20 protein-coding genes and 1 pseudogene are annotated in these 26,327 nt (G+C 71.9%); 10 read left to right on the top strand and 11 right to left on the bottom strand.

The annotated features are described in order from the left end of the window. Nucleotides 1–47 precede the first annotated feature (47 nt). The 7 genes and pseudogenes from QF034_RS14135 to QF034_RS14105 form a co-directional block, all read left to right on the top strand. A pseudogene (locus QF034_RS14135) lies at nt 48–158 on the top strand (5-deoxy-glucuronate isomerase); the annotation flags it as partial. A gap of 154 nt (nt 159–312) precedes the next feature. Beyond that, nucleotides 313–2,196, top strand: coding sequence for a 3D-(3,5/4)-trihydroxycyclohexane-1,2-dione acylhydrolase (decyclizing) (iolD, locus tag QF034_RS14130; protein WP_307175292.1), 1,884 nt, complete (start codon nt 313–315; stop codon nt 2,194–2,196). A gap of 14 nt (nt 2,197–2,210) precedes the next feature. Beyond that, nucleotides 2,211–3,713: a CoA-acylating methylmalonate-semialdehyde dehydrogenase gene (gene mmsA, locus QF034_RS14125; RefSeq protein WP_307175291.1), complete on the top strand. Its 1,503-nt coding sequence runs from the start codon at nt 2,211–2,213 to the stop codon at nt 3,711–3,713. 142 nt (nt 3,714–3,855) lie between these two features. Then, nucleotides 3,856–6,510, top strand: coding sequence for a CocE/NonD family hydrolase (locus tag QF034_RS14120; RefSeq protein ID WP_307175290.1), 2,655 nt, complete (start codon nt 3,856–3,858; stop codon nt 6,508–6,510). After that, nucleotides 6,507–7,379 (top strand): ABC transporter permease, encoded by an 873-nt coding sequence (locus tag QF034_RS14115; protein ID WP_307175289.1) that lies wholly within the window; start codon nt 6,507–6,509, stop codon nt 7,377–7,379. The genes QF034_RS14120 and QF034_RS14115 overlap by 4 nt, the downstream gene beginning before the upstream one ends. 148 nt (nt 7,380–7,527) lie before the next feature. Continuing rightward, the gene (locus tag QF034_RS14110) at nt 7,528–9,042 is read left to right on the top strand and encodes a vWA domain-containing protein (protein WP_307175288.1); all 1,515 of its coding nucleotides are present in this window, start codon (nt 7,528–7,530) and stop codon (nt 9,040–9,042) included. 306 nt (nt 9,043–9,348) lie between these two features. Further along, complete coding sequence (locus QF034_RS14105; protein ID WP_307175287.1) at nt 9,349–10,068, top strand: chaplin; 720 nt, start codon at nt 9,349–9,351, stop codon at nt 10,066–10,068. Nucleotides 10,069–10,440: 372 nt separating this feature from the next. Here QF034_RS14105 and QF034_RS14100 read toward each other — a convergent pair whose 3' ends face one another. Next, entirely contained in the window at nt 10,441–11,709 is a 1,269-nt protein-coding gene (locus QF034_RS14100; RefSeq protein WP_307175286.1) for an NAD(P)-binding domain-containing protein, read from the bottom strand. Next, complete coding sequence (locus tag QF034_RS14095) at nt 11,709–12,971, bottom strand: carboxylate--amine ligase (RefSeq protein ID WP_307175285.1); 1,263 nt, start codon at nt 12,969–12,971, stop codon at nt 11,709–11,711. The genes QF034_RS14100 and QF034_RS14095 overlap by 1 nt, the downstream gene beginning before the upstream one ends. 169 nt (nt 12,972–13,140) lie before the next feature. Here QF034_RS14095 and QF034_RS14090 point away from each other — a divergent pair, with 169 nt between their 5' ends. After that, entirely contained in the window at nt 13,141–14,388 is a 1,248-nt protein-coding gene (locus QF034_RS14090; protein ID WP_307175284.1) for a glycoside hydrolase family 26 protein, read from the top strand. 61 nt (nt 14,389–14,449) lie between these two features. On the opposite strand, the gene QF034_RS14085 is transcribed toward QF034_RS14090, so the two are convergent. The 8 genes from QF034_RS14085 to QF034_RS14050 are packed head-to-tail and all read right to left on the bottom strand — an operon-like array spanning nt 14,450 to nt 23,862. Next, complete coding sequence (locus tag QF034_RS14085) at nt 14,450–15,106, bottom strand: YveK family protein (RefSeq protein ID WP_307175283.1); 657 nt, start codon at nt 15,104–15,106, stop codon at nt 14,450–14,452. Continuing rightward, entirely contained in the window at nt 15,103–16,251 is a 1,149-nt protein-coding gene (locus QF034_RS14080; RefSeq protein WP_307175282.1) for a glycosyltransferase, read from the bottom strand. The genes QF034_RS14085 and QF034_RS14080 overlap by 4 nt, the downstream gene beginning before the upstream one ends. Nucleotide 16,252: 1 nt before the next feature. After that, nucleotides 16,253–17,017: a polysaccharide deacetylase family protein gene (locus QF034_RS14075; protein WP_307175281.1), complete on the bottom strand. Its 765-nt coding sequence runs from the start codon at nt 17,015–17,017 to the stop codon at nt 16,253–16,255. Next, entirely contained in the window at nt 17,001–18,695 is a 1,695-nt protein-coding gene (locus QF034_RS14070; protein ID WP_307175280.1) for a lipid II flippase MurJ, read from the bottom strand. Before QF034_RS14070 ends, QF034_RS14075 begins: the two co-directional genes overlap by 17 nt. Beyond that, nucleotides 18,692–20,038: an O-antigen ligase family protein gene (locus QF034_RS14065; RefSeq protein ID WP_307175279.1), complete on the bottom strand. Its 1,347-nt coding sequence runs from the start codon at nt 20,036–20,038 to the stop codon at nt 18,692–18,694. Before QF034_RS14065 ends, QF034_RS14070 begins: the two co-directional genes overlap by 4 nt. Nucleotides 20,039–20,043: 5 nt before the next feature. Further along, the gene (locus tag QF034_RS14060; RefSeq protein ID WP_307175278.1) at nt 20,044–21,471 is read right to left on the bottom strand and encodes an exopolysaccharide biosynthesis polyprenyl glycosylphosphotransferase; all 1,428 of its coding nucleotides are present in this window, start codon (nt 21,469–21,471) and stop codon (nt 20,044–20,046) included. After that, entirely contained in the window at nt 21,468–22,718 is a 1,251-nt protein-coding gene (locus QF034_RS14055; protein ID WP_307175277.1) for a glycosyltransferase, read from the bottom strand. Before QF034_RS14055 ends, QF034_RS14060 begins: the two co-directional genes overlap by 4 nt. Nucleotides 22,719–22,767: 49 nt before the next feature. Next, nucleotides 22,768–23,862, bottom strand: a complete 1,095-nt coding sequence (locus QF034_RS14050) for a DUF3344 domain-containing protein (RefSeq protein WP_307175276.1) — start codon at nt 23,860–23,862, stop codon at nt 22,768–22,770. Between the two features lie 403 nt (nt 23,863–24,265). Here QF034_RS14050 and QF034_RS14045 point away from each other — a divergent pair, with 403 nt between their 5' ends. Next, nucleotides 24,266–24,982 (top strand): hypothetical protein, encoded by a 717-nt coding sequence (locus QF034_RS14045; RefSeq protein ID WP_307175275.1) that lies wholly within the window; start codon nt 24,266–24,268, stop codon nt 24,980–24,982. Nucleotides 24,983–25,231: 249 nt separating this feature from the next. Further along, entirely contained in the window at nt 25,232–25,795 is a 564-nt protein-coding gene (locus QF034_RS14040; protein ID WP_307175274.1) for a hypothetical protein, read from the top strand. Nucleotides 25,796–26,219: 424 nt separating this feature from the next. Here the strand turns inward: QF034_RS14040 and QF034_RS41490 are convergent, their stop codons facing one another. After that, nucleotides 26,220–26,285: a hypothetical protein gene (locus tag QF034_RS41490; protein ID WP_370880943.1), complete on the bottom strand. Its 66-nt coding sequence runs from the start codon at nt 26,283–26,285 to the stop codon at nt 26,220–26,222. Nucleotides 26,286–26,327 lie beyond the last annotated feature (42 nt).

The raw sequence follows: 26,327 nt of genomic DNA, 5'->3' as shown, positions 1-26,327 counted from the left end.
AGGGCACCACGACCGGCGTGCGGATCGTGCCGCCCCTCCCGGGTGTCCGTGACGCCCGGGCCCAGATCGCCTCCGGCGCGGGAGGCCGCTTTGCTTTGGCAGGAGCGAAGTGCGAGCGACAACTCCCCGCCCGCTACGGCCCCGCGCCGGAGGTCCCCCACGCCAGGGCGTGTCCGCCAAGTCCCGCCTGCCCTGCGACGCCCGGCACGCACTCTCGCCGTGACGTGCCGGAGGCCTGCGTGCTCGCTCCCGGTGGTGAACACCCGCGGCGGCCACTGCGTACCCGTGACCATCCATAGGGAGGGGAAACCGATGACCTCGACGACGAGGCTGACGGTCGCTCAGGCGCTCGTACGCTTCCTGTCCGCCCAGTACACCGAACGCGACGGCGTACGGCAGCGGCTCATCGGCGCCACCTGGGGCATCTTCGGCCACGGCAACGTCGCCGGCATCGGCCAGGCGCTCCTGGAACACACCGACGCGATGCCGTACCACCAGGGCCGCAACGAACAGGCCATGGTGCACGCCGCGGTCGGTTACGCGCGCCAGTCGGGCCGCCTGTCCACGCACGCGGTCACGACCTCCATCGGCCCGGGCGCCACCAACCTCGTCACGGGCGCCGCCCTGGCGACCATCAACCACCTGCCGGTGCTGCTCCTGCCCGGCGACATCTTCGCCACCCGCCCCGCCGACCCGGTCCTCCAGCAACTGGAGGTCCCGTACGCGGGCGACGTGTCGGTCAACGACTGCCTGCGCCCGGTGTCGAAGTACTTCGACCGGATCACGCGCCCGGAGGCCCTGATCCCGTCGGCGCTGAACGCGATGCGCGTGCTCACCGACCCCGTCGAGACCGGCGCCGTCACCCTCGCACTGCCCCAGGACGTGCAGGCGGAGGCGTACGACTGGCCCGAGGAGTTCTTCGCCGAGCGCGTCTGGACCGTACGGCGTCCCGGCGCCGACCCGGCGGAGCTCGCCGAGGCGGTAAGGATCATCCGTGCGGCGAAGCGGCCCCTGGTCGTCGCCGGCGGCGGTGTCCACCACAGCCGCGCCGAGGAGGCGCTCGCCGAGTTCGCCGATACCACCGGCATCCCGGTCGCCTCCACCCAGGCCGGCAAGGGCTCCCTGCGCCACGACCACCCCCAGGACGTCGGCGGCATCGGCCACACCGGCACGGCCACGGCGGACGAACTCGCCCGCACCGCCGACCTGGTGATCGGCGTGGGCACCCGCTACACCGACTTCACCACCGCCTCCGGCACCCTCTTCACCGGCGAGAACGTCCGGTTCCTCAACCTCAACATCGCCTCCTTCGACGGCCACAAGCTCGCCGGGCACCCCCTGATCGCGGACGCCCGCACCGGCCTGGAGGAGCTGACCGAGCGGCTGGAGATGCACGGCCACCGGGTCGCGCCGCTGTACGCCACCGAGTACACCGAGGACAAGGAGCGCTGGGAGCAGCGCGTCGACGCCTGCTACGAGGTGGACGAGCCGGACACCCGCCCGACCCAGCCGCAGGTCCTCGGCGTCCTGGACGCCCTGGTCGACGAGTCGGACATCCTCATCAACGCCGCCGGTTCCCTCCCCGGCGACCTGCACAAACTGTGGCGGACCCGGTCCCGCGACCAGTACCACCTGGAGTACGGCTACTCCTGCATGGGCTACGAGATCCCGGCCGCCATCGGCGTGAAGATGGCCGCCCCCGACCGGCCCGTGTGGGCGCTGGTCGGCGACGGCACGTACCTGATGATGCCGACGGAGATCGTGACGGCCGTGCAGGAGGGCATCGCGATCAAGGTCCTGATCATCCAGAACCACGGCTACGCGTCCATCGGCGGGCTGTCCGAGTCGGTGGGCGGCGAGCGGTTCGGCACCGCCTACCGCTTCCCGTCCGAGGACGGCACGTACACGGGGCCGCCGCTGCCGGTCGACCTCGCCGCCAACGCGGCCAGCCTCGGCATGCGCGTGCTGCGCGCGAAGACCGTGCGGGACCTCGGAGCGGCGCTCGCCGAGGCCCGGGCCGCCGACACTCCCACATGTGTCTACGTGGAGACCCAAACGGCAGACACAGTGTCGGGCGCGCCTCCCGCGCAGGCCTGGTGGGATGTACCCGTGGCCGAGACCGCGACACGGCCGTCCGCGGTCAAGGCACGCGAGCTGTACGAACGGCACGTCTCCACCCGACGCCGCCATCTGTGAAGGAGTTCCCGGCCATGACGAAGATCGTCAACCACTGGATCGGCGGCAAGACCGTCGAAGGCGCCTCGGGCACACACGGGCCGGTGACCGACCCGGCGACCGGCGAGGTGACGACGAAGGTCGCGTTCGCCTCGGTCGACGAGGTGGACGCGGCGGTGGCCGCCGCCAAGGAGGCCTTCGCGACCTGGGGCCAGTCCTCCCTGGCCCAGCGCACGTCCATCCTCTTCAAGTTCCGCGCGCTGCTCGACGCCAACCGCGACGCGATCGCCGAGCTGATCACCGCCGAGCACGGCAAGGTGCACAGCGACGCCCTCGGCGAGGTCGCCCGCGGCCTGGAGATCGTAGACCTGGCCTGCGGCATCACCGTCCAGCTCAAGGGCGAGCTGTCGACGCAGGTGGCGAGCCGCGTCGACGTCTCCTCCATCCGCCAGCCGCTCGGCGTCGTCGCCGGCATCACGCCGTTCAACTTCCCGGCGATGGTGCCGATGTGGATGTTCCCGCTCGCCATCGCGTGCGGCAACACGTTCGTGCTGAAGCCGTCCGAGAAGGACCCGTCGGCGTCGGTCAAGCTCGCCGAGCTGCTCGCCGAGGCCGGCCTGCCGGACGGCGTCTTCAACGTCGTCCACGGTGACAAGGTGGCCGTCGACCGGCTGCTCGAACACCCGGACGTGAAGGCGGTGTCGTTCGTCGGCTCGACCCCGATCGCCCGCTACATCCATACCACTGCCTCCGCCAACGGCAAGCGCGTCCAGGCGCTCGGCGGCGCCAAGAACCACATGCTGGTCCTCCCCGACGCCGACCTCGACGCGGCGGCCGACGCCGCCGTGTCCGCCGCCTACGGCTCGGCGGGCGAGCGCTGCATGGCCATCTCGGCGGTCGTCGCGGTCGGCGCGGTCGGCGACGAACTGGTGGAGAAGATCCGGGAGCGCGCCGAGAAGATCAAGATCGGCCCCGGCAACGACCCCACCTCCGAGATGGGCCCGCTGATCACCAAGGTCCACCGCGACAAGGTGGCCTCCTACGTCGAGGGCGCGGCGGCGGAGGGTGCCGAGGTGGTTCTCGACGGCACCGGCTACTCCGTCGACGGCTTCGAGAACGGCCACTGGATCGGCATCTCGCTCCTCGACAAGGTGCCGACGAGTGCGAAGGCCTACCGGGACGAGATCTTCGGCCCGGTCCTGTGCGTGCTGCGCACGGAGACCTACGAGGAGGCCCTGGACCTGATCAACGCCTCGCCGTTCGGCAACGGCACCGCGATCTTCACCCGGGACGGCGGCGCGGCCCGCCGCTTCCAGCTGGAGGTCGAGGCCGGCATGGTCGGCGTCAACGTCCCGATCCCGGTCCCCGTGGGCTACCACTCCTTCGGCGGCTGGAAGGACTCGCTCTTCGGCGACCACCACATCTACGGCAACGACGGCACGCACTTCTACACCCGGGGCAAGGTCGTCACCACCCGCTGGCCGGACCCGGCCGACGCCCCGGCGGGCGTGGACCTGGGCTTCCCACGCAACCACTGAGGGTTTCGCTCACAACACACCCGAGCTCGACGCCGTACACCACCCGCAGTACGCCGAAAACTCCGTGTACACCCCTGGAAGGCCTTGCACTTCGGTCTCTGGTCGACAACTCATCGACAGGTTGACGCCGTACCGTTGACGCATGGATCTTCGACTGCCCGGGCTGAACGGGCTGCTGCGGAGGCCCCGGCGGCTCCTCGCCGCCGGGGCCGCCGTCGTCGTGCTCGCCGGCGCAGGCACGTGGACGGCCGTCGCCGACGACGAGACCGCCCCGGTCCACCGCACCGACCGGCTCCTCGACACAGCGGACGGCGTGCGGATAGACACCTCGTTCTTCACCTCCGGAGGAGACCGCCGCCGCCCCGCCGTCCTGCTCGGCCACGGTTTCGGCGGCAGCAAGAACGACGTACGGCAGCAGGCCGAGGATCTCGCCAGAGACGGCTACGCGGTCCTGACCTGGTCGGCGCGTGGTTTCGGTAAGTCCAAAGGGAAGATCGGGCTGAACGACCCCAAGGGCGAGGTCGCCGACGTCTCGAAACTCATCGACTGGCTCGCGAAGCAGCCCCAGGTCGAACTCGACAAGCCCGGCGACCCCCGCGTGGGCATGGCCGGTGGCTCCTACGGCGGCGCGATCGCCCTGCTCACGGCGGGGCACGACGACCGGGTGGACGCCATCGCCCCGGCCATCACGTACTGGAACCTCGCCGACGCGCTGTTCCCGAACGGCGTGTTCAAGAAGCTGTGGGCCGGCATCTTCGTCAACTCCGGCGGCGGCTGCGAGCGGTTCGAGCCCGCGCTGTGCCGGATGTACGAGCGGGTCGCCGAGTCGGGCAAACCGGACGCCGAGGCCCGCAAGATGCTCGACGAGCGTTCGCCCTCCGCGGTCGGCAACCGCGTCAAGGTGCCGACCCTGCTCATGCAGGGCCAGTCCGACTCCCTCTTCCCGCTCGGACAGGCCGACCAGGCAGCGAAGACGATCCGCGGCACTGGCGCCCCCGTCGACGTCGACTGGATCGCCGGCGGCCACGACGGCGGCGACATGGAGACGAGCCGCGTCCAGGGCCGCGTGCGGAGCTGGTTCGACCGCTACCTCAAGGACGACAAGGGCGTCGACACCGGCCCCGCCTTCCGCGTCACCCGCACCCTCGGCCTCGGCTCCGGCGACGGTGAACCCCGGCTGACCGGCGTGACCTCGGACCGCTACCCCGGCCTGGAGAGCAAGCAGCGCTCCATCGCCCTGGCCGGCCGCGAGCAGAGCTTCGACAACCCGCCCGGCGCCAGCCCGCCCGGCGTCTCCGCCCTGCCCGGCCTCGGCGGCGCGGGCGGCCTCAGCCGGCTGTCCTCGCTCGGCGTCGGGGTCTCCCTGGACTTCCCCGGCCAGTTCGCCGCGTTCGAGTCGGCCCCGTTCCGGGACGACGTCCAGATCACCGGCTCCCCGACGGCCACCGTCCACGTGAAGTCCACCAGCGACGACGCCGTGCTCTTCGCCAAGGTCTACGACGTCGGCCCCGGCCGCACCCAGCCGGTGCTGCCCTCCCAGCTGGTCACGCCCATCAGGGTCGAGGGCGCCAAGGCGGGCAAGGACGTCACCGTCACCCTCCCGGCGATCGACCACGAGGTCGAGGACGGCCACCGGCTGCGCCTGGTCCTCGCCTCCACGGACCTCGGCTACGCCTCCCCGGCGACCCCGGCCACGTACACCGTCTCCCTCAAGGGCGACTTGAAGGTCCCGTCGGCGCTCGGCGAGAGCAACGCGCAGGGCCCGCTGCCCGCCTGGGTGTGGTGGATGCCGGGCGCCGGCGCCGCGATCGCCCTGGCGCTGATCATCACGGGACGCCGCCGCACGGCCGCACCCGCCCCGCCGGACCCCGAGCTGGCCGACGTGCCGCTCCAGATCACGGACCTGACCAAGCGGTACGCCAAGTCCTCCGACCGGTACGCCGTCAAGGACCTGTCGTTCCGTGTGGAGAAGGGCCAGGTCCTCGGCCTGCTCGGCCCGAACGGCGCCGGCAAGACCACGACCCTGCGCATGCTGATGGGCCTGATCAAGCCGGACGGCGGCGAGATCCGCGTCTTCGGACACGCCATCAGCCCGGGCGCCCCGGTCCTGTCCCGGGTCGGCGCCTTCGTCGAGGGCGCGGGCTTCCTGCCGCACCTGTCCGGCCGCGAGAACCTGGAGCTGTACTGGCGCGCCACAGGCCGCCCCGCCGAGGACGCGCACATGGAGGAGGCCCTGGAGATCGCGGGCCTCGGCGACGCGCTCGCCCGCGCGGTGCGCACCTACTCGCAGGGCATGCGCCAGCGCCTGGCCATCGCGCAGGCCATGCTCGGCATGCCGGACCTGCTCATCCTCGACGAACCGACCAACGGCCTCGACCCGCCCCAGATCCGCGAGATGCGCGAGGTGATGATCCGCTACGCCGCCGCGGGGTGCACGGTCATCGTCTCCAGCCACCTCCTCGCGGAGGTCGAGCAGACCTGCACCCACCTGGTCGTGATGGACCACGGACAGCTCGTCCAGGCGGGCCCGGTCGAGGACATCGTCGGCTCGGGCGACACCCTCCTGGTGGGCACGGCAACGCCCGTCGACGGGCCCGTCGTCGAGAAGGTCGCCGCCCTGCCGGGCGTCGCCTCGGCCGTGCCCTTCGACGAGGGCCTCCTGGTCCAGCTCGACGCCGACGGCACCCCGCAGCGCCTGGTCGCCGAACTCGTACGGCTGGACGTGCCCGTGCGGTCGGTCGGCCCGCACCGCCGCCTGGAGGACGCCTTCCTCACCCTGATCGGAGCCGAAGCATGAGCAAGCTCGCCGACCGGGCCGAGCCCGTCGAGGTCGCCGACGGCTACCGCGCGGGCCGCACCCTGCCCTTCCGCGTCGAGCTGGTCCGGCAGCTGAAGCGACGCCGCACGATGGTCATGGGCGGTGTCCTGTTCGCCCTGCCGCTCATCCTGCTCATCGCCTTCCAGGTCGGCGGCGACCCGGGCGGCAACAACAACCGCGTGAACCTCATGGACACGGCGACGGCGTCCGGGGCCAACTTCGCCGCCGTCAACCTCTTCTCCGGCGCCGGCTTCCTCCTCGTCATCCCCGTCGCCCTGTTCTGCGGCGACACGGTCGCCTCGGAGGCGAGCTGGTCTTCCTTGCGCTACCTGCTCGCGGCCCCCGTGCCCCGGGCCCGGCTGCTGTGGTCCAAGCTCGCCGTCGGACTCAGCCTGAGCCTGGCCGCGCTGGTGCTGCTCCCGATCGTCGCCCTGGTCGTCGGCACGGCCGCCTACGGCTGGGGCCCGCTCCAGCTGCCCACCGGCGGCACCCTGCCCACCGGCACCGCGGCCCAGCGCCTGCTGATCGTCGTCGTGTACATCATGGTGTCCCAACTGGTCACCGCGGCCCTCGCGTTCTGGCTGTCGACCCGGACGGACGCACCGCTCGGCGCGGTCGGCGGCGCGGTGTTCCTGACCATCATCGGCAGCGTCCTGGACGAGGTGACGGCCCTCGGCGACTGGCGGCACTTCCTGCCCGCGCACTGGCAGTACGCCTGGCTCGACGCCGTCCAACCCCGGTTGCAGTGGACGGACATGATCCAGGGCACGTCGATTTCCGTAACGTACGCGCTCGTGCTGTTCGCCCTGGCCTTCCGCGGTTTCGCCCGCAAGGACGTCGTCTCCTAGGTCAACGGAGGATCACCCACCGGTCTCGACGGGCCGTCTCCGTGGCCGCTTCGAGACGCTTCCGCAACGCTCCGTACCGCACGTTCCGGCCCCCTGCGCCGTCACAGTCGCAAGAAGGCGACGCCAACCGATGCAGGGGGTACGGACGATGGAGCGGTTCCGGACACGAAAAGCGCTGCTCGCCCTCACGGCGGCCGGCGGACTGCTGCTCACCGCGTGCGGCGGAAGCACCGACGACGGCAGCCGGGCCTCCGACCGTGACCTGTCAGGCCTGCCCGCGCCCGCCCACGGACACCAGGACGGCGACGGCACACGCGAGCGGGACGACCGCCGCGAGGATCCCGACCACCTCTCCACCTTCGCCCTCGACGTCGACACCGCCTCCTACGACTACGCCCGCCGCGCCCTCGCCGACGGCCGGCTCCCCGACCCGTCGACGGTCCGCCCCGAGGAGTTCGTCAACAGCTTCCGTCAGGACTACGAACGCCCCGACGGCGACGGCTTCTCGGTCACCGTCGACGGCGCCCGCACCGACGACGAGGACTGGTCCCTGGTCCGCGTGGGCCTGGCCACCCGCACCACGGCACGCACCGGCGAACGCCCGCCCGCCGCCCTCACCTTCGTCATCGACATCTCCGGCTCCATGGCCGAAGCGGGCCGCCTAGACCTCGCCCAGGAGTCCCTCGCGGTGATGACGGACCGGCTGCGCGACGACGACTCCGTCGCGATCGTCACCTTCAGCGACGAGGCCGAGACCGCCCTGCCCATGACCCGCCTCGACGGCAACCGCGACGAGATCCACGACGTCATCTCCGAGCTGGACACCCGGGACTCCACCAACCTCGGCGCGGGCGTCGAGACCGGCTACGAGACGGCGGTCGAGGGCCTGCGCGAGGGCGCGACCAACCGGGTCGTCCTCGTCTCCGACGCCCTCGCCAACACCGGAGACACCGACGCCGACACGATCCTGGAGCGGATCTCCGGCGAACGCCGAGAGCACGGCATCACCCTCTTCGGCGTCGGCGTCGGCAGCGACTACGGCGACGCCCTGATGGAACGCCTCGCCGACAAGGGCGACGGCCACACCGTGTACGTGTCCGGCACCGACGAGGCGCGCAAGGTCTTCTGTGAGGAACTCCCGCGCAACATCGACCTCACCGCCCGCGACGCCAAGGCCCAGGTCGCCTTCGACCCCGAGACCGTCGAGGAGTTCCGCCTGGTCGGCTACGACAACCGCCGGGTCGCCGACGAGGACTTCCGCGACGACCGCGTCGACGGCGGCGAGGTCGGCCCCGGCCACACCGTCACCGCCCTGTACGCCGTCCGCACCGAGCCGGGCGCCGAGGGCCACCTGGCCACCGCCACCGTCCGCTGGCTCGACCCGGAGACCCGCGACCCTCACGAGGAGTCCGGCGACCTCGAGACCGATACCCTCCACGACTCCCTGCGTGCCGCCCCCAGCCGCTTCCAGGTCACCGCGGTGGCGGCCTACTTCGCCGACGCCCTCCGCTCGGGCGACGGCCGCCACCACCGCCTCCCCGGAGCCCCGGTTCCCCTGGCGGAACTCGCCGACCGTGCTCGCGCGTTGGCCCGGACCACGCAGGACGGGGCGGTGCGCGACCTCGCCAAGGCCATCGAACAGGCAGACCGGCACCGGGGCTGAATACGGCAGCGACCCTTCGCCATGCCACGCGGGCCAACCGGGTGAACCTGCGGAACCAATTCTTCTGCACCGGGTTGATGAGGCAGTAGAGCATGCGGCGCTACGAGAAAGGAACGCGTAGTGCTCAAGGCGGCAATGATCGTCGCGGCGGCCGCCGCTTCTGCTCCTTTGGCACGGGCCCGCATTGAAACGTCCTGTTCCTGTGCAGCGCTGTGACCGTTCATGCCGCCTCACCGCCGGGCTCGGACGCGGGTCTCCGCTCCGAGTACCGGCTGCCCCGATTTTTCAAGCAGGAGGACAACTGCAATGCGACAGACCCTGAGTAAGGGAGCGTTCGCGGCGGCCGCCGCCACGGGGATTCTGTCCCTGTACGGCAGCCCCGCCCTCGCTGACTCCGAGGCGTCGGGAGTGACGAAGGATTCCTATGGCGCGCTGTCCGGGAACACCGTGCAGGTGCCGGTTGACGTGCCGATCAACCTGTGCGGCAACACCGTCGGGGCGCTCGCGGCGCTCAACGAATCGTTCGGCAACGCCTGCAGCAACACCTCGCACAAGTCGAAGGGCTACGGCGCGGAGACGTCAGCGGTCGCGAAGGGTTCCTACGGCCTGGGGTCCGGGAACATCGTGCAGGTGCCGATCGATGCGCCGTTGAACGTGTGCGGCAACACCGTCGGCGGGGTGTTCAACGAGGCGACCGAGAACTCCTGCTCCAACCATGCGTACGGCGGCGGCTACGGCAACGAGGACGACGACACCTCGAAGCCGGGCGAGGAGCAGGACCGGACGCCCCCGGCCAAGGACCGTACCGTCCCGCACGACGAGAAGACGCCGGATTCCCCGGATTCCCCGCCCTCGCCCAAGAAGGAGAGCGAGACGCCCTCCACCCCGGAAGAGAAGACCGGCTCGCTGCCCCAGCTGGCCGAAACCGGCAGTGAGGCACTGGTGGCCGCTTCGGCCGCCAGCGCTGTCCTGATGGCCGGCGGGGTGCTGCTGTACCGCCGCGGCCGCACCACCTGGTCCCGGTAGCTGGTTCCGGGCGCCGGACGCGACCCGTCCGGCATCCGCGCCCCGGACCGGCGCCTGCCGCCACCTGCGGCAGCCCTAGCCGGTCCGGGGAGCACACGCCGCACGGGCCGGAACGGCAGCGCGCCTCGATCGGCGCCGCCCGCCACGCCCGGGGCGTACTGATACCGGCGCCGCCCCGCCACTTCTTCATCGTCCCGGCGCAAGACCACTGGCCTCCCAGGACAGAATCTCCCGCACCCCCCGGTCGACCATGCTCCGGGGGGTGTCAGCCGTCCCATCTCCCCACATCCCTCGAGCGCCCTCCCGGCACAAGGGCGGGCCGCCGACGGCTCTGTCGCCATCAGCGGCCCCTGGTCCACCGCGCGTCTCCCGTCAGGGGCGTACCGGCGACGGCGACTCGCTCCGGCTGCTGTTCACCGGCGCGGGGACGGTTCCGCTCGCCGGCATCGCCCTGAGCCTGCGGCGCACTCCTCGGACGAGTGTCGACGACGTGAAGGACGCGCCCTGGACGAAACGCATGGCCGGGCCGAAGCCAGACGCCGTCAGCAGGCCCGCGATGAACAGGCCGGGGCGGGAGGACTCGAAGCTGTGCCCGACCGCCGGGGAGCCGTCGGGCAGTGCCGCCAGTGCGCCGCGCAACTCGGGGGCGAGCAGTCCGAGCCGGTCGCAGCGGGCCCGGAACCCCGTCGCGGCGATGACGTGTTCGGTCTCCAGGCTGCGCAGGGCACCCGTGCGGCTCACGGTGTCCAGCCGTACCCCGCCCGGTACCGCACTGGCGGCCCTGACCTCATGGCCCGGCAGCAGCTCCACGACACCCTCCACCCGGTCCCGCACCCACCAGGCGCCCGCCGGTCCCAGCGCCGTGGTCGCGATGCGTGCCCGGGTCGGCTCCGGCAGACGACGGAAGAGGTTGGGGCGCTCCGCGTAGAACCAGTTCCGCCAGCCGGGGCCGAGGCCACTGTGGGGGGAGCGGGCGGACTGCCACCAGGGGCGCTCCCAGGGCGGCGGCACATCGTTCCACCGCAGTTGTTCCGCCCGCGCCAGCACCCGTACGCGCGTGCCCTGCTCGGCGAGCAGCGCCGCGGTCTCCAGGGCGGCCTGGCCGCCACCGATCACCGTGACGTCCTTGTCGCGGAAGCGGTCGAGGTCGCTGTGGTGGCTGCTGTGCGACACCAGCGCGGGGTGCAGTCCGCGCAGCGTCTGCGGTACCTCGACGAACGGCATCACACCGACCGCCAGTGCCACCGTCCGCGCATGCACCTCCTCTCCGTCCTCGGTGACCGCTGTGAAACCGCCCGGCCCGGCCGCCACACGGGTCACCATGCGTTCGTCGACCTCCGGCACGGCATGGCGCGCGAACCACAGGCCGTACTGCGCGAAGGCCTCGACGGCGATCGGCTTCGCGTGACGCGCCGTAAGTCCCTGTTCGGCACAGTAGACGTCAAGACGCCACCGCCCGTCCGGGTCCGAGAGGTTGGACGCCCACGGTTCCGACTTCAGGAACATGCCGCGGGGCATGTTGTCCCGCCAGGACGCCATGGGTCGGCCGAACACGCGCAGGTTCAGCCCGGCTGCCGCGGCGTGGGAAGCGATCGACAGGCCGTAGGGGCCTGCGCCCACTACCACAAGGTCGTACACCATCAACTGCTCGCTTTCTCGTTGTCGGTCAGGGAGGGCGAGGCCGCCCGGGGGATCGTCCGTGGCGTCTGCGCCGCCACCGGCGCTGCCGGCGTGCCCAGCCGCTCACGCAGCCGGCGGGACACATGCCGGCACCACAGGGCCCACATGGCCCGTCCGGGGGAGCGGTCGTCCGCGGCGTACCACGCCAGTTCGCGCCCGCCCGGCGCCGCACGCAGCGCGGCCAGCGGCGCATAGTTCTCCACCACGAACGTCCGTCCGGTCTTCGGGACCCCGTCCGGCAGTGGACGGCCCGTCAGGTCCAGGTGGAGGGCCCGCACGACGTCCAGCCCCGCGCTGTCCTCGAAGAGCCGGAACTGGGCGCCGGCGCGCGGGTTGAAATCGAGCAGGTGGTAGCGGCCCGTCGTGCCGCAGCGGCGGAAGTCGAGGTCGAAGATGCCCCGGTAGCCCAGTTCGTCGGTGAGCCGCTCGGCCAGCGCCTGGACCTCTGCGTTGGGCGTCCAGCAGCCGACCGCGGTCAGGCCCGCCCCTCGCGGCCAGGCCAGCTGCTTGCGGCCCGGCCCGCCCGCGCGCACGGTGCCCGAGGGGTCGGAGTAGCCGTGGAAGAACCAGTCCCGGTCCGGGCCCGGTGGCAGGTACGCCTGGAGCAGCAGTCGGCTGCCCGCTTCCTCGCTGCGCAGGAACAGCTCTCGGGCCTGCTGCACGGACCGCACCAGCGATGTGCTGCGCAGCCCGCTGCCGACGGGCAGCAGCCAGGGCCGGCTCCACTTCGCCACCACCGGCAGCCCGAGCCGCCGCATGACGTCGGCGATCTCCGCCGGACTGTCCGGGACCAGCGTCGTCGGGTGCGGGACCCCGGTGGACGCGCACACGGCGGCCAGTTCCGCCTTGTCGGCGACGCGTTCGGCCAGCCCGCCCGGCATCGCCGGCAGCAGGTAGGAGGGCGCCAGCCCGTCCCGCATCCGGCCCACAGCGATCGCGCTCGCGTCGTCCATCGGCACCAGGACGGCGGGGCGGGCGATCCGGTCGGCCACGTGGCGCAGCACGGCCAGGATGTCGTCGGGGGACGCTCCGGGGAGTGGCGGGGGGTGCATCTGGCGTACATAACGTGACGCCCCGACGGGACTTCCCGCGGAATCAGCGACGACGTGTACCTCCACTCCCGCCCTGCCGAGCGAACGCGCGGCCCCCAGTGTTCCGTGGTGAAAGGGGTTCCGGTCGATCCGCAGCACAACAGCGGGGACACGGGTGTCGAGCAGCGACACGAATTCTCTCTTTCTCTTCGATCGGCTCACCCGCACGGGCGAGATCAGCACTCGGAAGCCGCAACGGCAGTGGCGCCGCGGGTTTTTTTGTGACTGGCTTTCATATGATTGCCCGTCAATACCGAAAATCCCGGCAGCACTCCGGACGAGAGCGAAGAAAGGAGCAGGCATGGCCCCACAGCACAAGCGGGCCGGAAGCCGTCGGCTGGCCTTGGGCGTGGCAGCGGTCGCCACCTCGGCCGCCCTGGTGGCCGGCCTCGCGACGGGGGTGGGGGTGGCACGAGCCGCCGATCCCCGGGCTCCGGCGCCGACCCCGCCGGCGCCCGTGGCCACACACCCGGCCCTCAGACCTGAGGCCGTCCCCCTGCCCTCGACGGGGGCCACCACGCCGGTGCCGGGCGAGGAAACCCCGGCCTTCGGCGTCTTCCTCAACTCCGATGCCCGTGGTGTGGCACGGATGCCACTGTTCAGCCGCTGGCTGGGCGGTGCGGAGCTCCGCGCCGGCCACACCTATCTGCCGGGCCATCGCTGGCACGACATCGAGGGTTCCGCCGACTTCCTGAACGTGTGGGCGCACTGGCGCAACAAGGAACCCAACCGGATGCTCGTCCTCAACGTGCCCATGCAGGAGCGCAACGAGGAGGGCGTCTCGGACAGCGAGGTCCGGCGGCTGCTGCGGCAGGGCGCGGCCGGGGAGTTCGATCACCACTTCCGTGTCCTCGCCGAGCGCCTGGTGGAGCTGAAGGTTCCTGACGCCATTCTCGTGCTCGGCTGGGAAATGAACGGCACCACGTACACCCATCGCTGCGGTCCGGACCCGGAGGCCTGGAAGAAGTACTGGAACAGGATCGTCACCACCATGCGTTCCGTGCCGGGCCAGAAGTTTCGGTTCGATTTCACGCCGAGCCGTGGCCAGGATGCCGTTCCCTGGACGAAATGCTATCCGGGCGACGACGCGGTCGACATCATTGGCATGGATTCCTATGACCAGCCAACCGGGATGTCGTTCGATCAGCAGGTGCGAGAGCCCTACGGGTTGCAGGCCCACGTGGACTTCGCGAAGGCTCACGGCAAACCCATTTCCTATCCGGAATGGGGGCTCTTCCGTAACGGTGACAATCCCGAGTACATGCGGAGGATGCTCGCCTGGATCGAGAAACACAGGCCGCTCTACAACACGCTGACCGACTACTGCCCGCACGGTGTGTGGCAGTGCAGGGCCAACCCGGCGTCGGCCCATGTCTACCGCGCCGCCCTCTTCGGCCGCACCGACGAGGCGACCCCGCCCCTCACGCCCACGCAACCGACCGCGCCCACCCCACCGCCGCCTCCGGTGGACTGCACGCCGCTGGATTTGGGCAGTTGGGTGGAGGAGTGGCTCGGTGGAAGGCTCTGTCTCCGCTTCGACTGGTGGTAGAGCACCCGCCCACCAGCGGGACCGCCCTCCCCGGTGCCATGTCCGGCCAGGCCCGCCGTCGTCACCGTTGTCCGCGCACATCGGCGGCGGCGGCCGGGCCGGGCACCGAGGGGGCCGGGGCGGCATCGTCGTCCTGGCCGGACCTCCTCGGCCGTGCCAGCAGGGCCAGGCCGCTCAGCAGGCCGCCCGCGCTCGCGCCCACCAGACCGGTCACCGCCGGTGACGCGGACGTCGGCTCGCTCGGCTTCACCGCCCGCGAGAACGGCACGAGCCGCACATTGGTGTTGCCCCTGCTGTCCTCGGCGTGCCGGGCCAGCGCGCGGGTGACCGCGTTGGCCATGTCGACGGCGAGCTCAGGGCGCGAGGAGGTGGCCGAGACGGCGACCATCGGTGCGTCCGGCGACGTCGCCGTGCGCACGCTGCGCTGGAGAGTGCGCACCGGCACGCCCGCATACACCTGCGCGTCGCCGAGCACCGCGAGCTGCGTGGCGACCCGGCCGTACGCCTGGGCGAAACCGAGGGCGGCGTCCGGCGTGGACTTCTCGGTCGGTACGGCGATGACGTAGCTCGTGGCCGTGTACGTGGAGGGTGTGAGCCAGCCGTACGCACCGCCGAGCAGACCCCCGGCGAGGGTGCCGGCCGCGAGCACGGACCACAGGGGAAGTCCCTTGAGACGAGCCAGGGACAGGCGGCGCCGGCGGGTCGGAGTGTCGGTCATGAGGAGGTGGCTCCCAGGGGTGAGAGGGACGGTGAACTGGAGACCGCTGCCGCGTACACGTCCGTCAGACGGGCCGCGCAGTGGGTGATGCTGTAGTGGTGGGCGACCTCCGAGGCCGTGCGCGGCCGGGCGCCGGTCTCGCGGACCTCGGCGATCGCGCGGGCGTATGCCTCGGGGCCGCCGCGCACACGCCAGGCGTCGGCGGCGGACGGCCGCACATCCTCGATGGCCGGACAGGAGGCGTAGAGCACGGGCAGGCCGGCCGCCAGCGCCTCCACGGCCGCCAGGCCGAAGGCCTCGTCCGTGGACGGGGACGCGAGCAGGTCCATCGCCGACGTGAGCGAGGGCAGGTCCGGGCCGGGCGAGCCGTCGGGCACGTAGGGACGTTCGCCGGTGAACACGACGCGGTCGGCCACGCCGGCCTCGTGGGCCGTGCGCCGCAGGGCGTGCTCCTCGGGGCCGCCGCCCACCAGCAGCAGCCGGTGGTCGTCCGGGAGCAGGGCGAGCGCGCGGACGAGGACGTCGAACCGTTTCCCCGCGGTGAGCCGGCCCACACCGCCCACGACCCAGGCGTCCGCCGGCAGGCCGAGGCGCCGGCGGGTGTGCTCCCGCCGCTCCCGGTCGAAGCGGAAGCGGTCCAGGTCGATGCCGTTCGGGACGACCTCGATGCGGGGCGCGGGCACGCCCCAGCGCTTCAGGCGCTCGGCCACCGTCGGGGACACGGCGACCGTCGCCGAACCGAGCCGCTCGCTGGCGAGGTACAGCCCGCGCACCCCTGCCGTCAGCCTGCGGCCCTCCATCTGCGAGTCGCCCAGGGAGTGTTCTGTGGCGACGATCGCCCGGACCCCGGCCACGCGTGCGGCGAACCGGCCGTAGACGCAGGCGCGGTACAGGTGGGTGTGCACCAGGTCGTAGCCGCCGGCGCGGATCAGCCGGACCAGGCGCGGCAGTGCGGCCAGGTCACGGTTGCCGCCCATGCCGAGATGCGTGACACGGACGCCGTCGGCCGTGAGGCCCTCGGCGACCGCACCGGGGTTGGTGAGCGTCACGACGTCGCAGTCGACGGGCAGGTGACGCAGCAGCAGGCGCAACTGCTGTTCCGCCCCGCCGACGCCGAGGCCGGTGATGATGTGCAGAGCCCTCATCTCATAGGCCCTTCACCGGGCGGCGACGCAGCCGGTGCAGCCCGTGCTTGAGGTGCAGCCGCCAGGCCGTGTCGTTCTGGCCGACGTACACGCGCGGCAGGGCGTGCGGGCCGGTCAGCGGGCCGGGGTCGATGGCGCAGGCGTAGGTGTACCCCGCTTCCCGTACGGCCTCCACGGCGCGGGCGTCGATCGCGCCGTACGGGTAGCAGTAGCCGTCGACCCGGGCGCCGGTCAGCTCCTCCAGCCGGGCGCGGCTGTCGGCGACCTCGGCCTTGAGGGTGACGTCGTCGGCCTTGGTGAGATCGAGGTGCGTCAGCCCGTGCGAGCCGATCTCCACGCCTTCGGCGGCCGCGTGCCGGATACCGTCCGCGGTCAGCAGCGGCTTGCGCGGGCCGAGCGGGTCCCAGGCGTTGTCGCCGCCGAGCTGCCCGGGCAACACGAAGAGGGTGGCGCCGCAGTCCCAGCGGCGCAGCAGCGGCAGGGCCTCGGTGACGAAGTCGGCGTACCCGTCGTCGAAGGTCAGCCCGACCATGTTCCGCCCCTCGCCCCGGGCGCGGGCGGCGAGCAGCTCGGTCACGGACACGCCCCGCAGCGCGCGCCGGCGCAGCCAGGCCAGCTGCCGGTCGAGTCGCTCGGGCGTGACCGTGATGCGGTACGGGTCGTCCGAGCAGTCGCCCACCGAGTGGTACATCGCCACCCAGGGGACCGGCCACTTGGACGGGGCCGGGGGTCTGACTGCGTCGAGGGAATCAACGGAAGCGGCCATGTGGGAGCCTTCGTGTGACGGCGCGTAGGGAGCGCAGAGCGGACGCGGAGCCCTGGGCACCGAGGGCCCAGGTGAGTGGGACGAAGACGAAGGTCACGGTCAGCAGGCCGGCCGCGAGGCCCGCCGCCGGTGACGGCAGGCGGCTCGCGGCGCATGCCCCCGCGGCAGTGGCGACGGCCGCGGCGCACACCAGTCTGCTCAGCTCGGCCAGGACCTGCCGGACACGGACCGAGACGCTGTGAGGGCTGCTCTGCCGCCCCGTTCGCAGCCCGGCGAGCAGCCCGGCGGCTGTGACGGTGATACCGATGGCGTTGGCGGCGGCGATCCCCGCCACGCCCCAGGAGTGCACGGTCGCGGCGCCGATCCAGGACGTCACGGCGATGCCCGCCGTCATCGCGCCGAGGGGGTACCAGCTGGCCCGGCCGGCCGAGAAGTAGGAGCGCACGAGAGCGCCCACCAGGGCCTGGCTCAGCAGCCCGAGGGCGTACACGCGCATGACGTCCGCCGTAGCGGCGCTGTCGCTCGCGGTGAACTCGCCCCGCTGGAAGAGCAGTTCGATCATCTGAGGGGCACAGGCGATCACCGCGCTCATGCCCAGCAGCACCAGCCAGGAGGCGAGCGCCAGATCTCGCTCCACGCGGCTGCGGGCCCGTGCGGTGTCACCGTCCGCGAGCGCCCGCGCCACCACCGGGAAGGTGACGGTGCACACCATCAGCGACAGTGTCATCGGGATCTGGGCGACCTTCTGCGCGTAGTTGAGGTGCGAGATGGCGCCGGCGGGCAGGCCGGAGGCGAGGAAGCGTTCGACGAGGACCTGCGACTGGCGGCACAGGGCGAAGAGCAGCACGGTGGCGACCAGGGCGAGTTGCATCGGCCGCTCCTCGGCATCGGCCCCGGAGTCGGCGAGGAGCGACCTGGGTGACGTCAGTCGCCGCCACAGCGACGGCAGTTGCACCGCCACCATCAGACCGCCGCCCGCCGCGACCCCGACCGCGGCGGAGCGCACGCCCCAGCCTTCGCCGAGCAGGAACATCGCGGCGATGATGCCGGTGTTGTAGGTGACGTAGATCGCCGCGGGCGCGAGGAAACAGCGGTGTGCCCGCAGGGCGGCACTGCAGTAACCGGCGAGCCCGAAGGCCAGCACGCAGGTCGCGGTGATCCGGGTGCAGTCGGCGGCGAGCCGGGGGTCCGGAAGGCCGGGTGCGAGGGCCTGGACCAGGTAGGGAGCGGTGCCGGCGACCAGCGCGGCCACCGCGGTGAGGGCGAGGAACAACCGGGGCAGGGTGGCGCCGACAAGGGCGCGGACCGGGTCACCCGGGGCGCCCCGGGCGCGGCGGGCCAGCGCCATGCTGAACGCCGGGATCAGCGCGATCGCCAGCCCGTCCTCGATGAGCAGCGTGGCGGCGAACTCCGGGACGGTCCACGCGACCAGAAAGGCGTCCGTGTCGCTCCCCGCGCCGAACAGCCGCGCCAGCGACTGGTCGCGCACCAGGCCGAGCAGCGAACCGGCGATGGACAGCGACGCCGTGACGAGCGCGGCCCGGGCCAGGAAGCTACCGGAGGCCGATGCCGAGGCCGGGTCGCCACCGTCCCCGGCCTTGGTCGCGGCACGCGCCGGGGGCACGGTCGCTGCGCCGTCCGTTTCGGACCGGGGGGACTTCGAAGGCACCACCGTCATCGCGCCAGCGCCTCCTCGGCGGGCTCCCGCACCCCATCCCGGGGCGCCTGAGCGGACGCGTCGCCGTCGCCGGCCACCGCCCACCACGCCACGAGCCCCATGCCCACGGCGATCAGCACGGTCGAGGGACCGCCGATGTCTCCGTACATGAAGTCGGTCAGCAGCCAGACCAGTAGCCCGCAGGCGACGAGCCCGCAGTCGAGTACCGGCCCGCGGTCGCGGACGCGCAGCAGTCGCCGCATCCCGCACACCAGCAGTGCCAGCCAGCTCCCGGCGAGCGCGAGCAGCCCGATCAGGCCCTGCTCGCTCAGCACCAGCAGGTACATGTTGTGCGGGGACAGCAGCGGCTGCCTCTGGTAGGCCATACCCGCGCCGTCCGTCTCGCTGCCCGACGACAGCGCGAGCGTGGCGTGCCCGTCCCGGTACTCGGGGAAGCCCTTCAGCCCGACTCCTGTCAGCGGGTGCTGCCGCCAGATCTCCGTGGCGGACGTCCACAGGGTGTACCGGTCGACGACGGACTGGTCGGGCGCGTCGGTGACCTGGGCGATGCTGTCGATCCGCTCCTGCAGAAGCGCCGAGCCCACACCGAACCCGCCCACCAGGATCACGCCCGCGGCGAACGCGGCCGCCGCCACCAGGAGCGCGCGCCGCAACCCGGCCAGCACCAGCTGCAGGGTGCACGTCAGGACGGTCGCGATCCAGGCTCCGCGGCTGAAGGAGAGCGCGAGCGGCAGCAGCAGCACCAGAGCGCACGCGGCGGCGGCCACCCGCTGACGTACGGACACCCGGCCCAGCGCGATCCCGACCCCGCACACCAGGCCGAGGGAGACCGCCGTCGCCATGCCCATCACGTCGTGCGGCCCGAAGGTGCCGACCGCCCGGATGTTCTCGCCCTGGTAGGAGGCGCCGGTCCGGGTGACGAACTGGTGGACGCCGACGGCCCCCTGACACAGACCGAGCCCCACGAAGGACCAGGCCACCACCCGGAAGCCGGTCCGGTCGCGGAGCAGCAGCAGCACGGCCGCCGGAACCAGCACGAAGGTCTGCAGGTAGCGGCCCAGGCCGGTGAGCCCGGCCTGGGCCGAGAACGCCCCCATGGTGGCGAGCGCGAGCCCCACCACCGGCAGGCCCAGAACCACGGCCGCGGCGGGCGACAGCGGGCGCCGCCGTTCGCGCAGGAGGCGGATCACGCAGTACACCACCACGAGCCCGGAGACCACGTCGGCGGGCCCCGCGCCGTCCGGCGTCCGCGGCAGGGCCAGCAGGGCAGGCACGGCCACCACGGGCAGGACCGGTGTCAGCGCGGTGACACGGCGGGGGAGCGGTGTCAGAGCGTGGATCACCTCGCTCAGCTCCCCGTCGGACGTACCACCGTGGCCGCGGTACGCAGCAGGATGCAGACGTCCTGCCACAGGGACCAGTCGTCGATGTAGGCGTTGTCGAACCGGCAGCGGTCCTCGATCGAGGTGTCGCCGCGCAGCCCGTGGATCTGGGCGAGGCCGGTGATGCCGGTCCGCATGCGGTGGCGGACCGTGTAACCGGGGTAGGTCTGGCCGAACTGCGCGACGAAGTAGGGGCGTTCGGGCCGCGGCCCGACCAGGCTCATGTCGCCCCGGAGCACGTTCCACAGCTGGAGCAGTTCGTCGAGCGAGGTGCGCCGCAGCATCCGGCAGAACCAGCGCATCTCGTTCTCGTTCGCCACGCTCCACCGGGTTGCCGACTCGTGCTCGTCGACCGGGCGGTGCGTACGGAACTTCAGCAGCGTGAACGGCTTCCCGTTCTTTCCGATGCGTTCCTGCCGGAACACCACGCCGGGCCCGTCGCTGAGCCGCAGCGCCGTGGCGAAGACCAGCAGCAGTGGACTGACCAGCAGCAACAGCGTCCCCGACACAAGGATGTCGAGCGCCCGCTTGCCCACGCTGTCGCGCCGGTCCGGGGACATGTCCAGACGCCGGCAGGAGAACCCGGCCAGCCGCTCCCGCGTCGCGTACGACGGGGAGTCGGCGTCGAGCTCCCAGACCACGCAGCCCGACTCGGCCAGCGCCCGCAGCAGTGGCTCCTGTTCGGCGCGTACCGAGGGGTGCACGGCCAGCACCGCCCGCACCCCGTTCTGGATGACCGCACGCTCGACCTCCTCGGGAGTCGTCAGCACCGGCAGGCTCTCGCCGCCGTCCGGCTGCTCGGCGACGATCCCCACCGGCCGCACGCCGCACCGCGGGTGACGCAGCACGGCGGCCGCCACGCGCTGGGCCGTGGCAACCGGGCCGAGGACGAGTGCGGTGTGCGGGTGGCGCAGCAGTGCGGCGCGCCGCCGCGCGTGCACGGCCCCGCGCAGCACGCAGCCGGCCGCCGCCTGCAGGACGAGGCCCGTCAGCACGGTACCGAGGGACAGCGCGTGCTCTGGTCGGTACGCAGCCAGGAGCGCCGCGAGTACCAGCCAGGCCACTGCGACACGCCCGCACACGGCGGGCAGTTCCTCCAGCAGCGCCGGTACCGGCGGCCGCCTGTCGCGTTGACGCAGCAGCAGCGAGACCACGATCAGCAGGGCGACCAGCAGTGGCTGGCGCTGGGCCGCGGTGAGCGCCGGGACGCCCGCCAGGGCGGCGACGCCGTCCGCGACGAGCAGCGGGATGGGTGAGGGCGGCCGGGCCGGGCGCCGCGGGACGGACAACCGTGAACCGGTGGCGGTGCCGCGCGGCGGCATGACCGAGACTGGTGAGGATCCGTGCTCCCGTGGCGGTACGCCAGGGGAGGGCACGGTGCGTTCGGCGGTCACGAGTGGATGGACTCCCTGTACTCGGTGGGCTCGACGCGCTGCGTTGTCCGGTTCGCCTCGGCGCCACGTCCGGTGCCGAGCGGCCGACCGTGCTCAGCGCCGGGGGCGGTGGCGGTCCACGGGCCGAGCAGGTCGCGATAGACGTCCGAGACGGCCTCGGCGGTGTGCCGCACGTCGTGGGTGGACAGCACATGCAGGCGGCCCTGGTTGCCGAGCGTCTCGCGCAGCAGTGGGTCGACCAGCAGCTCGGTGACGGCCCCGGCCAGCGCCGCCGGGTTCTCCGGCGGAACCAGGCACCGGGCGGCGACGGAGGGCGGCAGGCTCTCGCGGGCGCCGTCGACGTCCGTGACCACCACGGGCCGCCCGCAGGCCATGGCCTCCAGCGGCGCCAGGGCCATGCCCTCCCAGCGGGACGGCAGGACGACGAGATCGGCGGCCTGGTACCAGGAGGAGGCGTCGGGGACGGCTCCCGCGAACACCACGGATTCCGGGGCGTCTTCGCGAAGCCGGTCACGGTCCGGTCCATCGCCGACCAGGACGAGGCGGGCGTCGGGCGCCCTCCGGACGACGGTTTCCCAGGCCCGCAGCAGGACGTCCTGCCCCTTCTGCCGGCACAGCCGCCCCACGCACACGGCGAGCGGTGCCGCCGGGGGGATGCCGGCGAGCGGTGCGAGCCGGGCCCGCACGGCGCCGGCGGCGGCCGGGTGGAAGTGCTCCGGGTCGATGCCGTTGGGAACGACGGTCCACCGGCCTGTGATCCTGGCGTCCACGCCGGTCGCGCGCTCGGCCTCACTCACACACAGCACGCGTGAGGCCCAACGCGCCCCCCAGCGTTCCCACATGAGCGCCAGGGCGGCGGTGCCCCCGCCGACCGCCTCGAACGACCAGGCGTGCGGCTGGAAGACGGTTGGGATCCGCCCGCGTACCGCGAGCCGTCCGGCGAGACCGGCCTTCGCACTGTGCGCGTGCACCAGATCGGGACGCACCTCGTCGATCACCTGTGCCAGGTGCCGTACCTCCCGGACCAGCGACGTACCCGGCGACCGTGTCGCGTGCCAGTGCCGTACGCGCGCGCCGAGCGTCCGCAGTTTCGTGGTCAGCGCGCTGTCGGGGCAGGCCACGGTGACGTCCAGGCCGTCCGACAGCTGTGCCCGGACCAGGTCCGTCACGACGCGGGCGACGCCGCCGTCCACAGGTTGGGTGAGGTGCAGGACTCTGGGGAGAGGGGCGGTGGATGACAGGTGCATGTGCGCGGCTTTCTCGCTCGCAGAGGTGTTCGGGGAGGGGGCAACAAACTCACCGCCGTGCGTCGACGGTGGCGAAGAGCACGCCGGCCCACGCAGCGTCCCGCTGCGAACGGAGCCGGAAGATCACCTGGTCACCGGCGTGCTGCAGGCTTCTTCCGAGGTCGAACACGTCGGAGTCGTAGCCGAGGGTGTTGGCATATGCGGGCACACGTTCCGCATCGTCCCCGGGCTCGCTGATGGTGGAGTTCAGGACGTCGTCCTGGGGGTTGGCGGCGTTGTCGAGGGCGATGGACGCGGACTCGGACTCCCCGGGCGTCACGGTGAGCGAGTCGCCGGTCGTGCCACGATCGCCGTCGTACGCCACCAGGCCCGCACGGCCCGAGGCGTCGGCGGCGAAGCCGAGGTCGCGCAGGCGGACCTCCGGCGCCAGGCCGGACAGCGGTACGAAGCCGTCCCAGAGCGCGAGGTGCCGCAGCGGCTCCGACGGGTTCTCGTACACCACCACCAGCGTCCAGCCGCCCCACGCCCCGGCCGGCGATGTGCCCATGGCCACGTTGACCTGCGCCACGGTGTACAGGCCCGGCCCGCTCTCCCGCACCAGCCGCGTCACGTCCGCCGAGGCCTGGTAGGCGTCCGCGTCGTCCGTCACGCGGTGTCCGACCACCGTGTCCGCGAGGAGCTCCTTGTAGTCTCCGCCGGGTTCGGCGATCAGTACCCGGCCGTTGTCCTCCGGTGGCTTCTGTTCGCCCACGCGCAGGTTGCCGCCCCAGTACAGACGCGCGTACGTCACCCGGGAGCCGGTGGGCAGGCGGACCTCCCCGCGGGAGGCGTTGTAGGTGTTCGGGTCGCGGTCAACATCGATGTAGACCATGTCGAAGTCGCCGTTCACTCCTTGTCTGCCCGCCCGCACGTCCGCGCATGAAGTCCTCTCAGCGGTGCGGCAGGTGATGGACGAGTTGGCCGCGCGTGCGATGCCGCCGTGCTGAAGCACGCGGTACCGCTCGGCGAAGGCGATGCTGTCCGACTCCGGTGCGGGCGGCGCGGCCGACGCGGCGGTCGGGGAGCTACTGGCTGTCCACACGGCGGCAAGGCTGAGGGCGCCCACGGTCGCGCGGCGAAACAGCGGGCCCAGGCTATGGCGCATGACCGGTCATTGCCCTTTCGGAACAGGTGGCTGTGGCAGCAGCGCCACGAGTGCGAGGCGTCCGCGCTGAGGAGTGCGTCGGGCGGTTCGCAACTCTAGTCATCAATCAGACATAGTTGATGAAATTCGAAGATATCTGGCATGTGTGTCGGAATCGTGAAACATGCAACGTTTTTTGACGGGCGGCGGCGTGCCGGAGGCGGCGTTGGGCAGGCCGCGGACGGCGGCCGAGGCGTCAACCCGACGGGGGAACGGGCACAGCCGGTCTGACGTGCCGTCTGATCAAGCCTTACTCGGCGAAAGGGGGAAGTTCGCAATTGCGGAAAGCGTGTGAGCGGTTGCGGGAAGTCATGGTTGCTTTCACGGTGGGCTCAAGATCCAACGCCGTCGAAAGGATTCCCCCATGTGCGCTCCGCCCGCATGGCGCATCGCCTCCAGCGCACTGTGCGCCACCCTCCTGGTCGGGATCGCCGGCCCTGCCGCCATGGCGGCCGACTCGGCCCGCGAGCACAGCCATGCAGCGTCGCCCGGGGCGCGACTCTCTTACACCGATGCGCGACTCGCACAGCTCAGGAAGCTCGACGGGGGCGATCCCGCCCCGATCGTCGACCTCCTGCAGGCCGTGCTCAAGGCGAACAACGGCCAACTGACCGCTGCCGAGGCCAGGAAACTGGCAACTGCCGCGAAGCAGACTCTGGCCGAGATGGCCGCCAAAATTCGAACGGATACGGGCACACCGACACCGACACCGACAGCGTCGGCCCCGGCGACGGGCGTACTGCTGCCTGCTCCCGTCGCAGGTGCCGCCGACTCCACGGACGACGCGCAGGACACCCTGGAGAGCGCGCTGGACGAGGTGGAGCAGGCCGTCGACGAACTTCTGAAGGCGTTCGACTCCGCTGACGAGGCATCCGATGACGAGAGTGTGGTGCTGCCCTCGGTCGACGACCTGCTGACCGAGCTGGACGATCTCATCGACGCGCTGACCGACAGCGATCCGTCGTCGGAGCCGACCCTGGCCGAGCCTGCGACGCTGCCCAGCCTGTGGCCACTGACGTCGGCGCCGTCGCTCTCGCCCGTAACGCTCCCCGCGATCACGTCGGCGCTGCTGGATTCGTGACCGCCGTACGACACGGCTCTTGCCCGTTCAGTCGTGGTGCCGGCCACCAGGGTGGTACCACGGTTGTTCTTGTTCCTGCGCTTTCCTGACAATCTTCCGGCTTTATCGCGTCCCGAGGCCGGCTGTTCAGGGATCTCATATGAGGACTCGCGATCTTCGACGCCTCCGGTTTCCGCCTCGACCGAGGCTCGTTAGGCACGGGGAAAGACTCCCCCTCCGGTGACACGCGTTGCCGAAGAAAGGAACACGATGAAGTCCCTGAAGGCTGCCGCCGTCCTTGCCGGGTCCCTGATCGCCGCCAGTGCCGCCACGCCGGCGTTCGCCCACAACACCGCTCCCACCCTGGCCGTCCCGGGACAGAGCGCCCCCGACATGGCGCCCGCCGCGCAGGGTGCTCCGGCATCGGCTCCGGCCCCGCAGAGTGCTCCGGTTTCGGCTCCGGCTCCGGCGTCTGCCCCGCAGAGTGCTCCGGCTCCGGCTCCGGCCCCGCAGGCCGCTCCAGCCCCGGTTTCGGCGCCTGCCCCGCAGAGTGCTCCGGCTCCGGCTCCCGCCCCGCAGAGTGCTCCGGCTCCGGCTCCCGCCCCGCAGAGCGCCCCGGCCCCGCAGAGCGCCCCGGCCCCGCAGAGCGCCCCGGCTCCCGCCCCCGCCCCGCAGAGCGCTGACCTGGCGGCCACCGACCTCAACGGCGGCGTGAAGACCAAGCTCCCCCTCGAGGCGAGCGCCACGGGCAGCAAGTCGCTGCTCCCCACGGTGAAGGAGACCGCAGAAGCGCTGAACGAGGCCAAGCCGCTGCGCGGCAATCTGTGGATGTAGGGCCACGCGCCCCGTAATGGAGTCGGCCCTCGGTGAGTCCGAGGGCCAACTCTTTTGTGCACGGCAGTTCTGTCTCCATTGTCTCCGTGTCACCGGAATGGCCGTCGGTGATCACTGTCCTGGCCGCGCGGCGGTGACCGCGCGGGGCGTTCGGCGGTTACCGGGGCTCTTGCAGAAGGCCCCGGCGTTCACGCCGGGGATGAATGCATCTCAAGACTGCCCTGACGTGCACCTAAAAGCGGACGTTGTTGCTGCTCGATGTACTGGCGGACGATCGCCAGCGGTGCTCCGCCGCACGACGCGGAGAAGCACGACCACAGATGCCGGTGCATGAGGGCGCGGTTGATCCGGCCCCGGTGAGCTACCTGCCGTACCCGGCGGGTGAAGACGCCCTTGAGGCTGTTGTCCTGGGCGGGTAGTTGATCTAGAGGTGTACGTGGTCGCGTTCGCCGTTGAACTCCTTCAGCTCCGCCTCGAAGCCCTCGAACATACTTGCCCAGATCGTATGCAATTCCGGTTGGATGTGATCTTT

Source organism: Streptomyces africanus (assembly GCF_030816955.1).
GTDB classification, from domain to species: domain Bacteria; phylum Actinomycetota; class Actinomycetes; order Streptomycetales; family Streptomycetaceae; genus Streptomyces; species Streptomyces africanus.
This window is presented reverse-complemented; position numbering and strand designations above follow the sequence as displayed.